Here is a 14,911-nt window from a genome sequence, read left to right on the forward strand (position 1 = left end):
CCCCTAGGGTGGTCGTGTGACCGCGCCCTCGCCGCTGCCGCCCGAGGTCGACGTGCCGCAGGTGGTCGTCGTCACCGGCGTCATGGCGGCCGGCAAGTCGACGGTGTCGCAGCTGCTCGCCGAGCGGTTCTCGCGCGCCGTGCACCTGCGCGGAGACGTCTTCCGGCGGTTCGTCGTGAGCGGGCGGGTCGAGATGTCGCCGCAGGGTGACGACGAGGCCGAGCGCCAGCTGGCCCTGCGCCACACCATCGCGGCGCGCACCGCCGACAGCTATGTCGAGGCCGGCTTCACCGTGGTCGTGCAGGACCTCTTCGTCGGCGAGACGCTCGCCCCGTTCCTCGACCAGGTGCGGTCGCGCCCGGTCAGCCTCGTCATGCTGGCGCCCGACGTCGCCGTCGTCATGCAGCGCGAGTCGGAGCGCACGAAGGTCGGCTACGGCGACCTGTGGTCGGTGCGCGACTTCGACCACATGGTGCGCACGAAGACGCCGCGCATCGGGCTGTGGCTCGACAGCTCGCAGCAGACTCCGGACGAGACGGTCGACGAGGTGGTGCGGCGTCTCGCCGAGGCGAGGGTGGCCTGACGTGCCGCCCACGCTGACGATCGGTGAGGTCGCCCACCGCACCGGCGTCGCCGCCTCGGCGCTGCGCTACTGGGAGCAGCTCGGCCTCATCCACAGCGAGCGTACCGGCGGCAACCAGCGCCGGTACGACCGCGCCACGATCCGACGGGTCTCGTTCGTGCGCGCCGCCCAGCGGGTCGGGCTCTCGCTCGACGAGGTCGCCGCCGCCCTCGACACGCTGCCCGCGGGGCGCACGCCTACTGCCCGCGACTGGGCCCGGCTGTCGCGGTCGTGGCGAGGGCGGCTCGACGACCAGATCGTGCGGCTCGAGCGGCTGCGCGACCAGCTCGACTCGTGCATCGGCTGCGGCTGTCTCAGCTTGGCGAGGTGCGTGCTGCACAACCCTGACGACGTCCTCGCCGAAAAGGGCCGGGGCGCAGTGCTGCTCGACCCGTGAGGTCTAGAACCGCGGGCGTCGGATGCCGTGTCGTTCCAGCACCGCGTCGACGGCGCGGCTGTCGCGCTCGAGCCATTCGAGCGAGGCCCAGTGCTGGGTCTCGCCCTGGTCGGCACCGTCGCTCGCGGCGGTACCGCTGAGCACCTGCGCGTCGACACCCATCGACTGCAGCTCGAGGGCGACCGCCTCGACCTCGTCGCGGCTGGCGCCCCAGTCGTGGCTCGTCGACGTGCTGCCCCACCGGCGGCGGTCGAGCACGGTGACCACCACGACGGGGACGAGCGCCAGCAGCGCGCCCCAGCCCCACGGCATCCCGAGGGCGGCGACGACGACAGCGCCGAGCGCACCGGCCACGAGGCAGGCACCCACGAGAGCGGACCAGCCGACGAGGTTGAGCTGCGCCGTGCGGAAGGGGTGCCGTCGTCGGCGCGGCGGGCCGAGCTCGTACCTGCTCGCTCCGCGCGACCGCACCATGCCCGGCATCCTGACACAGGTGCCCCGCAGGCCTCACGTACCGTGACGGGGTGACCGCGACCGTCGTCTCCATCCACGTGGCCAAGGGCCGTCGGCTGCCGACCCGCTCGGTCGAGACGGTCGAGGCCGAGGCGGGGGCCGGCCTCGTCGGTGACCGGTACCACGGCAGCCGTCACCGCCACGTCACGATCCAGACCACCGAGGCGCTCGAGGCGGCCGCCGCCGACCTCGGCCGCCCCGTCGACCCAGGCCTCACGCGGCGCAACCTCACCGTCACCGGCGGCGAGCTGCCCACCCGCCCCGGCGAGCGCGTCAGCATCGGCGAGGTCGAGCTCGAGGTGGTGCGCATCGCGGCGCCCTGCCGGCTGCTCGACGACGAGCTGGGGCCGGGTGCGGCGCGGGCCCTGCACGCCCGGGGCGGCACCGTGTTCCGTCTGCTCACCTCCGGCACGATCTCGGTGGGCGACGGGGTCACCCTGCCGTCGTAGCCCACCACCCGGCATCCGCCCCCGCTACCGTCGGTGGATGAGCGCTCCGAAGCTGCGACAGCCCACGGCCGCCCCCGACCCGGTCGACCGCGCGGCCTTCGACGCCGCCCTCGCCCGGCAGGTCGACCTCGAGAAGGAGGTGACCCGCCACGGCGACCGGGTGTCGGCCGCGCGGCGACGGCTGCCCATGGTGGAGGTCGAGAACTACGTGTTCGCCGGCACGGACGGGCCGGTCAGCCTCGTCGACCTCTTCGGCAGGCACTACCTCCTGCTCGTGCAGAACGTCATGTTCGGGCCCGGCTGGGAGAGCGGGTGCCCCAGCTGTACCTGGGCCGTCGACAACCTCCCTGCGAACATGGGGCGCCTCGACGACGAGGGCATCGCGTTCGCGATGGTCTCGCAGGCACCCGTCGACAAGCTCGAGGCCTGGCGGGTCGCCCACGGCTGGGACCACACGTGGGTGTCGTCGTTCGACACGACCTACCACCACGACTGGGGGTGGACGCAGACCGACGACACGGGTCAGGAGGGGCAGCTGCCCGGCTACTCGTACTACCTGCTGCGCGACGGCGTGCCGTACCTGACGTACATGACGACCGCGCGAGGCACCGAGGCGATCCTGCCGACGGCGCACATCATGGACCGCACCTGCTACGGCCGTCAGCAGGACTGGGAGGACAGCCCCGAGGGCTGGCCGCAGTACCCCACCTACGGCTGACCTGGGCCGCGGCCGAGGACGCCCGGGGTGAGTGGGCTGCTCGGACGACCGTTGGTCGCAGGGTGACCGGCGGCGCCCGTGCCCGCAGGCGGGGGCGAGCCGGGTCGCACAGAGAAATGGTCGTCCGAACGACCGCCCGCAGCCTGACCCCGGGCCCGACCTACGGCTGACGGGGCTGCGGCGTCGGCAGATCGGAGGCCATCGCACCGGCCACGGCATCCGCTCCGGCCTTCTGCACGGGGAGGAGGACGTCGGACTGCAGCCCGTCGACCACGCCCGCCCGGTCGGCGGCCGACCGGTTCTGGCTCAGCTTCGCCTTCCCCTCGACGCCCGTGACGGTGAGCTCGATGCCGACGATGCCCCTCAGCTGCGCGGCGACGAACGGCTCCGGCGCGTCGTCCACCGTCCAGGGCTGCTCGCGGCCCGCCTCGTGCGTCTCGGTGAGGGTGGTCACCGCGTGGCGCACCCACTCCGGGTCGTCATGCACCCGGACGGTGCCGCTCAGGTGCACGGCGCTGTAGTTCCACGTCGGGACGACGCGTCCGTGCTCGGCCTTGCTCGCGTACCACGACGGCGACACGTACGCCTCCGGGCCGGAGGCGATGAGGAGCCCTGGCATCCCGTCGGTGATGCCGCGCCAGTGCGCGTTGGCCCGCGCCATGTGCGCGACCACCGTGTCGTCGTGCCAGAGGACGGGGAGCAGCGTCGCGCGCGGCACCTGGTCCGGTCCGGCCGTGACCAGCCAGGCCGAACGGTAGGCAGCGACCATGGCCCGGACGGCATCCTCGTCGTCGACGACGTTGAAGGGTGGTGAGTACACCCGAGGATCGTACGAGCCGATCGTCAGAACGATGAGTCCGTGTTCGGGCCTCGCCCTTTGCGTCCCACCTGACCGTGGCGTACGCTTTTCTGTACAGGAGGCAACCATGAAGACGATGAGCTACACAGAGTCCCGTGCCCGCTACGCCGAGGTGCTCGACGCTGTCGCCAACGATCGCGAAGAGGTCGTCATCACCCGCGCAGGGCACGAGCCGGTCGTCATCGTCTCCCTGGACGACTATGAGTCCCTGCGCGAGACCGCCTACCTGATGCGCTCTCCGGCCAACGCCCGACGCCTCCTCGATGCGATGGAGCGCCTCGAGGCCGGCCAAGGCGACGCCCACGAGCTCATCGAGACCGAGTGACGTGCTGCTCGTCTGGGACGAGAACGCGTGGGACGACTATCTGTGGTGGCAGGCGCAGGACCGCAAAGTACTCAAGCGCATCAACGCACTTCTGGTCGACATCCAACGCAACGGTAACGAGGGCATCGGCAAACCCGAGGCACTGAAGCACGACTTCGCCGGCTACTGGTCCCGACGAATCACCGACGAGCATCGCCTCGTCTACAAGGTCACCAGCGGTGAGGTACGCATCGCCGCCTGCCGGTACCACTACGGGTAGCTGAACCCGCGCATGGGCCGCGACACGGAGTCACCGGCCCGAAGTCGTGGCGACTCTTCGTCCGTGCTCGCTCAGCTCTTGAGGTGGTCCAGACGAGCAGACCAGCCCGGACGTGTGATGTCAGGGGGCTGGCGGGGTCTCGGCATGTGCCGCTCCCCAGCGACCGAGGGCCTCGATCGCCTCCCACAGAGCGCTCCCCCGGTCGGTCAGCGCGTAGGCACGGGTGTTGTGCCGCAGGGGCAGTCGGTGCAGCACCCCGGCAGCCTCGAGCTCGCGCAGCCGGGTGGCGAGCATGTTCGTCGGCACCCCGAGCTCGCGCTGCAGGTCCCCGTACCGCTGCGGCCCGTCGAGCAGTCGCTCCACGATGAGCAGAGCCCACCGGGGCCCGACGACGTCGAGAGCGGCGCCGAGGTCGCTCACGCGGTGGGGTCGCCATCCGGCTTCATCCAGAACGGCGAGTAGTGGTAGCCGTCGAGGTCGTCGAACTGGCGCTGGTACATGAAGGGGTATTCGTCGGTGTCGCCGACGCGGCCGCCGGCGGCCCCGGCACGCTCGACGAGGGCATCGACCGCCTCGCGGCTGCCCAGGTCGAACGAGACCGTGACCTTCGAGGGGGTGTCGGCATCGCCGACGAGCTGCTCGACGCCGCCGACGCTCGCGTACATCTCACGGCTGCCGAGCATGACGTACTGCTCCGGAGCGATCGCGAAACAGGACACGTTGTGGTCTGACATCTCGGCGTTGAGGGTCCAGCCGAGGTCCGTGTAGAAGGCCGTCGCCCGTTCGACGCTCTCGACGGGGCAGGTGATGAAAAGGCTCATGGCGGGCACACTTGCAAAATGCAAGTGATCCGTCAAGGGGTCTTTGCTGCTGCGCAGGCCCTACTCGAAGACTCGGGCCAGGGTCGGGATGCGGTCGCGGTAGCCGTCGAAGAGCACGCGCGCGGTCGTCACCGAGTCGACCAGCGGGTGCAGCGCGAAGGCCGTGACCGCCGCTCGCCTCGACCGGGTCAGGGACGCCTCGATGACGAGCTGCTCGACGGCCTTGACCTGCTGCACGAGCCCGAGCTCGGCGCCGGGAAGCGACACCCCGCCGACCGGCCGCGGGCCGTTCGCGTCGACCTCGCACACGACCTCGACGACGGCCTCGGCGGGCAGGCCGGGCAGGGTCGACCCGTTGCGCACGTTGAGGATCATGCGCGTGCGCCGGTCGTGCCGGATCGCGGCCATGATGTCGAGCGCCACACCCTCGTAGCCGCCGCCCTCCACGTCGGCGGCGTCACGCTCCTCGTCCTCGGCGCGGGATTCCTTCATGTAGCTGGCGTCCCGCTCCTCGCGGGTGCGGCGCCATTGCGCCACAGCCGAACCCGGGTCCCGGGCCACCGCGTCGTAGAACGCCGTCTGCTGTTCGAGCAGGTACTCGCCCCGCGTCCCGGAGTCGCCCTTGATCGCCGCGACCGCGTCCCGCGTGAAGTAGTAGTAGTACAGGTACTCGTTGGGGATCGCCCCGATCGACTGCAGCCAGTCGGCGCCGAAGAGGCGCCCCTCCTCGAAGCTCGTCAGCAGCTCACGGTCGGCGAGCAGGTCGGGCAGCACGTCACGCCCGTCGAGGTCGAGACCGCGCAGCCAGCCGAGGTGGTTGAGGCCCGCGTAGTCGAAGCGCACGGATGCCGGGTCGTGGCCGAGGGTGCGCGCGGCGCGGCGCCCGAGCCCCAGCGGCGAGTCGCAGATGCCGACGACCCGCTCGCCGAGCACCCGCTGCATCGCCTCGGTCACCATGCCGGCCGGGTTGGTGAAGTTGATGACCCACGCCCGGGGGCACACGGCCGCCACCCGCTCGGCGACGTGCGTGGCCACGGGCACGGTGCGCAGCCCGTAGGCCACCCCGCCCGGTCCCGTCGTCTCCTGGCCGAGCAGGCCGAGGTCGAGCGCCACCCGCTCGTCGGCGGTGCGACCCTCGAGACCGCCGACCCGGATCGCCGAGAAGACGAAGTCGGCGTCGGTGAGCGCGACGTCGAGCTCGCCCGTCAGCTCGACCGCGGCAGGCTCGTCGTGGTCGGCCGCCATCCCCTGCAGCACGTGACCGATGGCCTCGAGGCGCGCCGCGTCGGGGTCGTACAGCGAGACGTGGGTGACCCGACCAGGGTCGGTGTCGCGCAGGATCGCCTCGTACACGAGGGGGACGCGGAAGCCGCCGCCCCCGAGGATGGCCAGCTTCATGCGGTCAGCACCTCCACGTCGTTCTCGGCCAGGACGGCCAGGGTCTGGGCGTCGGCACCCGGGTTGGTCACGACGGTCGAGAGCGCGTCCGCGCCGCACACGCGCAGGGTGCCGGTGCCCGGGAACTTGTGCTCGTCGGCGAGCAGCACCACCCGGTCGGCCGCCCCCAGCAGGGCCCGCTTGACCGGGACCTCGACGAGCGTCGTGTCGAGCACGGCACCGTCGGCCCGCACCCCGCTCGCGCCGACGAAGGCGAGGTCGGCGTGCACCTGGCGCAGGGCGTCCTCGGTGAGCACGCCGACCATGGAGTGGTACGGCCGGCGGACGAAGCCGCCGAGCAGGACGAGCTCGACGACCGGGTCGTCGCGCAGGGCGTCGAGCACCGCGAGGCTCGCGGTGAGCACCGTGACGGGCCGGCCGCGCAGCTGCTGAGCGAGCAGCTGCGTGCTCGTGCCGATGTCGAGCAGCACGGTGCACCCGTCGTCGACGAGGCCGGCGGCCCTGGCGGCGACGGCCCGCTTGCTCTCGACGTGGTCGACCGCCACTGCGGCGAAAGGCCGCCCGACGTCGGCGTCCTCCGGCGACACCGCGCCGCCGTTGACGCGGACGAGCTGACCCGTGGCGTCGAGCAGCTGCAGGTCACGCCGTATGGTCGAGGCGCTGACCCCGAACGAGCGGGCGAGGTCGTCGACCGACGAGACGCCGTGCACCCGGAGGCGCTGCACGATCTCGAGGTGTCGATGCTGGCGCACATCGAGCAACATAACAGTCATACGCGCGCACGTCTGCGCAGGATCGCGCAACAAATGCGCAGAGATGCTTGTCAACCAGCGGCCCGGGTGGGCAGGATGGCCGCACGTCACACGAGTTGAGGGAGGCGAGGCGGTGACCACGGCGTCACGCACCGGGTTCGACCCTCTCGGCAGCGTCCGGACCCCCGGCGAGCCCGACTACGACGTGCTCCTCTGGGGCACGGTGTTCCTCGACGTCATCTTCACCGGCATGGCCGAGATGCCCGCGGCCGGCGAGGAGGTCTGGGCCGAGGGGATGGGCTCCAGCCCGGGCGGCATCGCCAACCTCGCCGTCGCCTCGAGCCGGCTCGGCCTGCGCACCTCGCTCGCCGCCGCCTTCGGCGACGACGTCTACGCCGACTTCTGCTGGACCGCGCTCGCCGACCAGGAGCGCGTCGACCTGAGCCGGTCACGTCGCTTCGAGGGCTGGCACTCCCCCGTCACCATGTCGATGTCGGTGCACCACGACCGCAGCATGGTCACGCACGGGCACCCCTCCCCCATCAGCGCGTCCGAGCTCATCGGCACGCCGCCCACGTGCCGGGCCGTGATGGTCGACCTCGGTGGTGACGAGCACATCGGCGACGCCGACCACCCGACCTGGGTCGACCTCGCCCACGAGCAGGGCGCCCTCGTCTTCGGCGACGTGGGCTGGGACCCGACCGGCGCCTGGTCGCCGGCCCTGCTCGACCAGCTGCGCCTGTGCCACGCCTTCATGCCCAACGCCCGCGAGGCGATGGCCTACACACGCACCGAGACGGCATCCGACGCGTTGTACTCGCTCGCCGACCGGGTGCCGCTGGCCGTCGTCACCAACGGCTCGGCCGGTGCGCTCGCCATCGACGGCACGACCGGTGAGGAGGCGACGGTGCCCGCGCTGCGGGTGCCGGCCCTCGACCCGACCGGTGCGGGCGACGTCTTCGGCGCCGGCGTCGTGCTCGGCACCCTCGCCGGGTGGCCGCTGGCCGACCGGCTCGCCTTCGCCTCACTGTGCTCCGGGCTCGCCGTGCAGCACTTCGGCGGCTCGCTGTCGGCACCCGGCTGGGGTGACATCGGCGAGTGGTGGCACGGGGTGCGAGACTCGAGCGACCGCTCGAGCTACCACCAGTCGCTGCGGCGCCGCTACGCCTTCCTCGAAGAGCTCGTCCCCGACATCCCGTTGGGTGCGGTCCACCGCGCCCACGCCACGATCGCCCGGTACGCCGACGTGGCCGACGGCCCCCACGCCGACGGTGCGCCGCCCCCGGCCAGCGAGGCCGGCCCCGACACCGGCTCCCTCACCACCCCCGGCGCCACCCCGACCCTCGACCCGCACCCCGCAGCCCCGCTCGAAGGAGACCCGTCATGACCCGTTCTCGACTCGCGACGCTGACCGCCGGCGCGCTCGGCGTCGTCGTGCTGGCCGCCTGCACACCAGGCAGCAACACGGCGAGCACGCCTGCGCCCACGGTCAGCTCGGTCAACACCGACGCGGCCAAGCTCGGCAACGTGACCCTGACGATCTGGGACCAGGAGGTGCGCGGCGGGCAGGCGGCCCAGATGCAGAAGCTCAACGACGAGTTCCAGAAGGCCTACCCGAACATCAAGATCAAGCGCGTGTCGCGCTCGTTCGACGACCTCAAGACCACCCTGCGGCTGGCGCTCAGCGGCAACGAGCCCCCCGACGTCGTCGAGGCCAACAACGGGCGCTCCGACATGGGCGAGTTCGTCAAGGCCGGCCAGCTGCTCCCGCTCGACAAGTGGGCCGAGGCCTACGGCTGGAACGAGCGCTACCCGGCATCCGTGCGCCAGTACGTCTCGTACAGCCCCGACGGCAAGACGTTCGGCGAGGGCAACCTCTACGGGCTGCCGCAGGTCGGCGAGGTCGTGGGCATCTACTACGACAAGAAGGTGCTCGCCGACGCCGGCGTGACCGCGCCGACGACGTGGGCCGACTTCGAGACCTCGCTCGCGACCCTGAAGGGCAAGAACCAGGTGCCGCTCATGCTCGGCAACCTCGAGAAGTGGCCGGCGATCCACGTCTTCGGCACCATCCAGGGCCGCACGACGCCCGCCGACCAGATCCGCGAGCTCGCGTTCGGCCGACAGGGCCCGACGTGGAACACCCCGGAGAACACGAAGGCCGCCCAGACGCTCGTCGACTGGGTCGACAAGGGCTACCTCAACCCCGGCTTCAACGGCGAGGACTACGACCCCGCGTGGCAGGCGTTCAGCAAGGGCACCGGTGCGTACCTCATCGCCGGCACGTGGCTGCAGGCCGACCTGCAGAAGGCCATGGGCGAGAACGTCGGCTTCATGCTGCCCCCCGGTGACACCGCCGACGCCAAGCCCGTCGCGACCGGCGGCACCGGGCTGCCCTTCTCGATCACGAGCAAGAGCAAGAACCCCGACGCGGCCGCCGCGTACATCAACTTCATCACCAACGCCAAGGCGTCCGCGGTGCTCGCGACGACCGGCAACCTGCCCCTCGCCGACACGGCGGAGCAGCAGAGCGCCGGTCTGCAGAAGGACGTCTTCACCAGCTTCGCCAAGGCGGTCGACGGCGACGGGCTCGTGCCCTACCTCGACTACGCGACGCCGACCATGCCCGACACGCTCGGCGCCGCGCTGCAGGACCTGCTGGCCAAGAAGGCGACACCCGAGCAGTTCCTCGCGACGGTCGAGAAGGACCGCAGCGCCTTCGTCGCGAAGAACGGCTGAGTGGCCCTCGGGGCGGGCGTCGGCGTCCGCGCCGGCACGGGCACCGACACCGAGCGGGGCGCCGCCACGGTCGCCCGTGGCGGCGGCCGACGCCTGCGCCGCGGGCGGGTCCCGCTGTCGCACGCGCCGGGCGAGCCGCGACGCATCGCGTACCTGTACCTGCTGCCCGCCTTCCTCGTCTACGCCGCGTTCCTGCTCTACCCGCTCGTGCGTGCGGTGCAGATCTCGTTCTACGACTGGGACGGGCTGACCCTCGCGTCGTGGGTCGGCTTCCAGAACTACGCCGACGTGCTCGCCGACGAGGGCCTGCGCGCCGCCTTCGGCCACGCCCTCGTGCTCATCGGCTTCTTCGCCGTGCTGCCGACGGTCGTCGGTCTCGTGCTCGCCTCGATCCTCAACCGGGCGCGGGTGCGGGGCCTGCCGTTCTTCCGCACCGTTGTCTTCCTGCCGCAGGTCATCGCCATGGTCGTCGTCGCGGTGGCCTGGCGCCGCATCTTCGCCCCCGACGGGGGCCTCAACAGCCTGCTGGATGCCGTGGGGCTCGGTTCGCTGGGCCGCGCGTGGCTCGGCGACTACGGCACCGCGTTGCCCGCCATCGGGTTCGTCGGGACCTGGTTCGAGACCGGCCTCGTGACGATCCTGCTGCTCGCCGGCATGGGCCGCATCAACCCCGAGCTCTACGAGGCCGCCCGCCTGGACGGCGCCGGGCCGGTGCGCGAGTTCCTCGCCGTCACGCTGCCGTCGGTGCGTGGCGAGATCTCCGTCGCCCTGACCCTGACCGTCATCGCGGCCCTGCGCACCTTCGACCTCGTCTACGTCACGACCCGCGGCGGCCCCGGCACCACGACCTCGGTGCCGTCCTACGAGGTCTACAACCGGGCCTTCCAGCTGGGCCAGGTCGGCTCCGCCGCGGCGATCGGCGTGTGCCTCACGGTGCTCATCTTCGCCATCTCCTTCGTCATCACCCGCATCGGCGACCGGGGCGACTCGTGAGGGTCGGGCGGGGCGAGCGCACCGCGAACTACGTCATCCTCATCGCCTTCGCGCTCTTCGCGCTCTGGCCCATCGTCACGGTGCTCGTCTCGGCGCTCGGGGCCGACGACACCGGGGCACAGGGGTCCTCGTTCGCCGGCCTGCACCTCGGCAACTTCGCGCAGGCCTGGGACATCGGCCGCTTCGGCACCTACCTGCGCATGTCGGCGCTCGTCTCGACCTTCGTCGTCGCCTGCACGGTCGTGCTGTCGGTGCTGGCCGGCTACGCCTTCGGCTGCATGCGCTTCCGCGGCCAGACCGTGCTGTTCTACCTCTTCCTGCTCGGCATCATGATGCCGAGCGAGGCCGTCGTCGTGCCGCTCTTCTTCGACCTGCGCGCCATCGGCCTCACCGACACCTTCTGGGCGGTGGCCATGCCCCAGGTGGCGCAGTCGGTCGCCTTCGGCACCTTCTGGATGCGCGCCTACTTCCGCAGCAGCAGCCGGGTGCTCGTCGAGGCGGCCCGCATCGACGGGGCGTCGACCCGCCGCATCCTGTGGCAGGTGCTCGTACCCCTCGCCCGGCCCGCCATCGTCACGCTCGTCGTCCTCGTCTTCATGTGGACCTGGAACGAGTTCCTCATCCCCCTGGTCATGGTCACCGACGAGTCGCTGCGCACCGCGCCGCTCGGGCTGGCCTTCTTCCAGGGGCAGTACACGTCGGGCTTCACGCTGCTGGCCGCCGGCGCGGTCATCGTCGCGACCCCCGTCGTCGTGCTCTACCTCTTCCTGCAGCGTCACTTCATCGCAGGCATGTTGGAGGGCGCGATCAGGGAGTAACCGCATCACCAGACCCAGGGAGAATCGCAATGCAGCGATACCGCTCTACGGTCGCCGTGCTCACCGCCGCCTCCGCGGCCGTGACACTGGCGGTCGGCACCGGAGCGGCGGCGGCCTCGGCCACCGCCGGACAGCCGGTGACATCGTCACCCAGCACCACGGCATCCGCCGACAGCCAGAAGGCGGGCGGGCGCTACGTCGCCGACCCGGCCACGAAGATCAACGTCATGGGCGAGTGGGCCCACCCCGACGACGACACGAGCATCATCGGCCCGTGCGGCGTCTGGCACGACCGGTACGGCGTCAAGTGCGGCGTTATCATGGTCACCCGCGGTGAGGGCGGCGGCAACGCGGTCGGCACCGAGATCGGGCCGGCGCTCGGGCTCCGGCGCGAGAACGAGGACCGCGTCGCGCACTACCGCTCGGGCACGATCGACATCTTCAACCTCGACCGCGTCGACTTCTTCTACAACCAGAGCGCGCCGCTGACCCAGAAGTTCTGGGACCACGACGAGACGCTGCGCCGGATCACCCGGGTCATCCGCGAGACCCAGCCCGACGTCTACGTCGGCTTCACCCCGACCCTCGCCGCCGGGCACGGGAACCACCAGCAGGCAGGACGGTTCATCTGGGAGGGCGTGCTCGCGGCGGCCGACCCGACGATGTTCCCCGAGCAGCTCAAGGGCCCGAACGCCCTGAGCACGTGGCAGGTCAAGAAGGTCTTCTCGGGCGGCAGCACGCTCGGCACCGGTGGCACGACGACCAGCGCCGACTGCACGACGGGCTTCGTGCCCGACGCGACGAACAACGACACCGTCGCCGGCGTCTGGACCGGCTACCCCTCGCCGTACGCCTGGCCCGCGGGCAACCTGCAGGGCCAGCCCGCCGGCACGCCGAAGATCTGGCAGCAGGTCGCCGACGAGGGCCGCTCGGCCTACCCGACCCAGAGCCGGGTCATGTACAAGGGCGTGTCGAACCCGGGCTGCCCGCGCTTCGGCATGACCGAGGCCTTCGTGCCCTTCCAGCCCAACGTCGGCGCCGACGGCGCCGCCAACCCGCTGGCCGGCAAGGACGACGCCATCCTCTACGGCGCCGTCGTCCAGGACCCGGGCGGCCTGCCGCTCGGCACGACCCAGAAGATCACCTTCTCGCGGTTCTACAACGTCGCCGGTGTCCCCTTCACCGCGACGGTGCACCTGCGCTCCGGTGGTGCGGCGCTCGCCGCCGGGACCGTGGCGCTGGGCGTCCCGGCCGGGTGGACCGTCTCGGCCCCGCAGCGGGTCGGGCGCGTCACGAGCGGTCGCGAGACGACCGTCGACTTCGAGGTGACCCCGCCCGCCGGGGTGGCCGTCAACGCCAACGCCAAGGTCTCGGCCCGCTACACGACCGGTGACAAGAGCGGCTACACCGACAACGTCGTCCGCGCCGTGGCACCGGTCGAGGGCCGCTTCCAGCGGTGGGGCAACTGGGCCGAGTACGACAGCTGGCTGACCGATGTCGCGCCCCAGGCGCAGCGCCTCGGCCGGTCCACCGCCATCGCCTCGATGGGCGTCGGCACGACCCGCGACGTCGACGTCGTCGTGCACAACTGGTCGGCGACGACCCAGTCGGGCACGGTCTCGCTGGCGCTGCCGGCGGGCCTCACGGCATCCGAGACGACCAAGCCCTACGCCGACCTCGCCGCCGGCGCGGAGGCCACGGTGACGTTCTCGGTCACGAGCACCGACACGGCGCTGCCGCCGGTGCAGAACCTCACCATCCCGATCACGACGACGTTCGGGGCGGGCGACTCCGCGGGGTCCGGGTCCGAGAACCTCACGATGACCATCGTGCCCACGACGACGATCCCCGAGGTCGCGACCGCGCCCGTCGTCGACGGCACGGCCACGGCCGAGGAGTACCCCGGTCCCACCCTCGACCTCGGCCGCATCTGGCAGGGTGCGACGGGCTGCACCGGCACCGCCGACTGTGGTGTGTCGAGCACGGGTGAGGGCAGCACCGCCAAGGTGACCCGCACCGGCGACGCGCTGTACGTCTTCGCGCACATCAAGGACGACTACCAGTCGTACGCCGTCACGCCCGCCGAGTGCGTCGCGCACTGGCAGGCCGACTCGGTCGAGATCCTGCTCGACCCGCGCGGTGACTCGTCGGAGAAGCTCACCGACACGGCGAGCACCTTCAAGCTCGGCGTCTTCCCGTTCACCAACGACCCCACCGGGTCGAACGGCAACGGGGCCAACGGGCCGTGCTGGTCACGTGACGCCGACAACCACCAGGGGTACTCGACCGGCCCGCTGGCGAGCACCGTCGACGACGCCCCGAACGCCCCCGGCGTCGAGGTCGCCTCGACGGCGAAGTGGGTCGGCAGCAACGAGACGACGACCGACCACGCCTACACCGGTGGCGGCTACGACCTCGAGGTGAAGATCCCGCTCGCCGACCTGCCGGCGGCGGTCGACCCCGACCGCATGGGCCTGAACATCACGCCCTACGACAACGACGACACGTCGGCGGCCGGCACGACCACCCTGCGGCACATCGACATGAGCACCCGTCTCGGGTGGTCGGCGCTCGGCTCCGTGCAGTCGGACCCGTACCGCTGGGGCCTGGCCACGCTGCCCGGCTACACCCCGCCGGCCGACCGGCCGACGACGGCACCTCCGGCCAACGTCAGCAGCCCCAACCTCAACGGGGCGGAGTCGCCGCAGACGATCGCGCAGTCGGCGCGCAACGGCGTGCCGATCTCGGGTCGCACGCCGGTGGCCCCGGGCAAGGAGCTGCAGGTCAAGGCGGTCAACCTCGCCCGCTCGACGGTCAACGTGCGGCTGCAGTCGCGCGGCGTCGGCACGGCGCGGATGTTCCTGTGGTCGGGCAACACCGGCTACATCCCGGTGTGGACGACGAGCTGCGACCCCGCGGCCGACCCGGCGCCCGACTACGGGATGACGCCGTGCGCGCTCGCCGACGGCGGCATCCCGGCCTGGTCGCCCGACATGAGCGGGCGGGTGCTCTCGAAGGCCACCACGCGGGTGCGTCCGGGGACCTCGTACGTGTCGCTGCTGCTCTCACCGGCCGAGCGCAAGCTCGTGGCGGCGGGGCAGGCGCGGCTGCTCGTCTCCTACGAGACGAAGGACGACGAGGTCCAGGCCATCGACCGGGCCGTCACGCCGTGAGGCGCTGACGACCTGACCCTCTGAACGTCGAGAGGCCACTTCCCGACACCACGTGTCGTCGGGAAGTGGCCTCTC

Annotated in this window: 17 protein-coding genes; 11 read left to right on the plus strand and 6 right to left on the minus strand. The window is 71.7% G+C overall.

All coding sequences use genetic code 11. From position 1 onward, the window contains the following. Positions 1–16: 16 nt before the first annotated feature. Complete coding sequence (locus DFJ68_RS12480; RefSeq protein WP_121033652.1) at positions 17–583, plus strand: AAA family ATPase; 567 nt, start codon at positions 17–19, stop codon at positions 581–583. Between the two features lies 1 nt (position 584). Continuing rightward, the gene (gene soxR, locus DFJ68_RS12485; RefSeq protein ID WP_121033654.1) at positions 585–1,019 is read left to right on the plus strand and encodes a redox-sensitive transcriptional activator SoxR; all 435 of its coding nucleotides are present in this window, start codon (positions 585–587) and stop codon (positions 1,017–1,019) included. Positions 1,020–1,022: 3 nt separating this feature from the next. Here the strand turns inward: soxR and DFJ68_RS12490 are convergent, their stop codons facing one another. After that, positions 1,023–1,493 carry a hypothetical protein gene (locus tag DFJ68_RS12490; RefSeq protein WP_147431579.1) on the minus strand — a complete coding sequence of 157 codons (471 nt, stop codon included), beginning with the start codon at positions 1,491–1,493 and terminating at the stop codon, positions 1,023–1,025. 50 nt (positions 1,494–1,543) lie between these two features. Here DFJ68_RS12490 and DFJ68_RS12495 point away from each other — a divergent pair, with 50 nt between their 5' ends. Next, on the plus strand, positions 1,544–1,981 hold the full coding sequence (locus DFJ68_RS12495) for an MOSC domain-containing protein (RefSeq protein ID WP_121033658.1): 438 nt from the start codon (positions 1,544–1,546) through the stop codon (positions 1,979–1,981). A 37-nt stretch (positions 1,982–2,018) separates the two neighbouring features. Then, complete coding sequence (locus DFJ68_RS12500) at positions 2,019–2,699, plus strand: DUF899 family protein (protein ID WP_121033660.1); 681 nt, start codon at positions 2,019–2,021, stop codon at positions 2,697–2,699. 160 nt (positions 2,700–2,859) lie between these two features. Here DFJ68_RS12500 and DFJ68_RS12505 read toward each other — a convergent pair whose 3' ends face one another. Next, positions 2,860–3,519: an FMN-binding negative transcriptional regulator gene (locus DFJ68_RS12505; RefSeq protein WP_121033663.1), complete on the minus strand. Its 660-nt coding sequence runs from the start codon at positions 3,517–3,519 to the stop codon at positions 2,860–2,862. Positions 3,520–3,625: 106 nt separating this feature from the next. Here DFJ68_RS12505 and DFJ68_RS12510 point away from each other — a divergent pair, with 106 nt between their 5' ends. Beyond that, positions 3,626–3,883, plus strand: a complete 258-nt coding sequence (locus DFJ68_RS12510) for a type II toxin-antitoxin system Phd/YefM family antitoxin (RefSeq protein WP_121033665.1) — start codon at positions 3,626–3,628, stop codon at positions 3,881–3,883. A 1-nt stretch (position 3,884) separates the two neighbouring features. Next, positions 3,885–4,142 carry a Txe/YoeB family addiction module toxin gene (locus tag DFJ68_RS12515; RefSeq protein ID WP_121033667.1) on the plus strand — a complete coding sequence of 86 codons (258 nt, stop codon included), beginning with the start codon at positions 3,885–3,887 and terminating at the stop codon, positions 4,140–4,142. 120 nt (positions 4,143–4,262) lie between these two features. Here DFJ68_RS12515 and DFJ68_RS12520 read toward each other — a convergent pair whose 3' ends face one another. Genes DFJ68_RS12520 through DFJ68_RS12535 form a run of 4 tightly spaced genes read right to left on the minus strand, consistent with a single transcriptional unit; the run spans position 4,263 to position 7,113 of the window. Further along, positions 4,263–4,562, minus strand: a complete 300-nt coding sequence (locus DFJ68_RS12520; RefSeq protein ID WP_121033669.1) for a winged helix-turn-helix transcriptional regulator — start codon at positions 4,560–4,562, stop codon at positions 4,263–4,265. Beyond that, positions 4,559–4,963: a VOC family protein gene (locus DFJ68_RS12525; RefSeq protein WP_121033671.1), complete on the minus strand. Its 405-nt coding sequence runs from the start codon at positions 4,961–4,963 to the stop codon at positions 4,559–4,561. Before DFJ68_RS12525 ends, DFJ68_RS12520 begins: the two co-directional genes overlap by 4 nt. A 60-nt stretch (positions 4,964–5,023) precedes the next feature. Next, positions 5,024–6,361 carry a 6-phospho-beta-glucosidase gene (locus tag DFJ68_RS12530; RefSeq protein ID WP_121033673.1) on the minus strand — a complete coding sequence of 446 codons (1,338 nt, stop codon included), beginning with the start codon at positions 6,359–6,361 and terminating at the stop codon, positions 5,024–5,026. Beyond that, on the minus strand, positions 6,358–7,113 hold the full coding sequence (locus DFJ68_RS12535) for a DeoR/GlpR family DNA-binding transcription regulator (RefSeq protein WP_245963627.1): 756 nt from the start codon (positions 7,111–7,113) through the stop codon (positions 6,358–6,360). The genes DFJ68_RS12530 and DFJ68_RS12535 overlap by 4 nt, the downstream gene beginning before the upstream one ends. A 133-nt stretch (positions 7,114–7,246) precedes the next feature. Between DFJ68_RS12535 and DFJ68_RS12540 the strand changes: the two genes are divergently transcribed. The 5 genes from DFJ68_RS12540 (at position 7,247) to DFJ68_RS12560 (ending at position 14,836) form a co-directional block, all read left to right on the plus strand. Then, on the plus strand, positions 7,247–8,500 hold the full coding sequence (locus DFJ68_RS12540; RefSeq protein ID WP_245963628.1) for a PfkB family carbohydrate kinase: 1,254 nt from the start codon (positions 7,247–7,249) through the stop codon (positions 8,498–8,500). Next, complete coding sequence (locus DFJ68_RS12545; protein ID WP_121033680.1) at positions 8,497–9,852, plus strand: extracellular solute-binding protein; 1,356 nt, start codon at positions 8,497–8,499, stop codon at positions 9,850–9,852. Before DFJ68_RS12540 ends, DFJ68_RS12545 begins: the two co-directional genes overlap by 4 nt. A gap of 144 nt (positions 9,853–9,996) precedes the next feature. After that, entirely contained in the window at positions 9,997–10,845 is an 849-nt protein-coding gene (locus DFJ68_RS12550; protein WP_211333483.1) for a carbohydrate ABC transporter permease, read from the plus strand. Further along, positions 10,842–11,663, plus strand: coding sequence for a carbohydrate ABC transporter permease (locus DFJ68_RS12555; protein ID WP_121033683.1), 822 nt, complete (start codon positions 10,842–10,844; stop codon positions 11,661–11,663). Before DFJ68_RS12550 ends, DFJ68_RS12555 begins: the two co-directional genes overlap by 4 nt. Positions 11,664–11,692: 29 nt before the next feature. Continuing rightward, positions 11,693–14,836 (plus strand): PIG-L family deacetylase, encoded by a 3,144-nt coding sequence (locus tag DFJ68_RS12560; protein WP_121033685.1) that lies wholly within the window; start codon positions 11,693–11,695, stop codon positions 14,834–14,836. Positions 14,837–14,911: the final 75 nt, after the last annotated feature.

The organism is Terracoccus luteus (assembly GCF_003635045.1).
Lineage (GTDB): Bacteria > Actinomycetota > Actinomycetes > Actinomycetales > Dermatophilaceae > Terracoccus > Terracoccus luteus.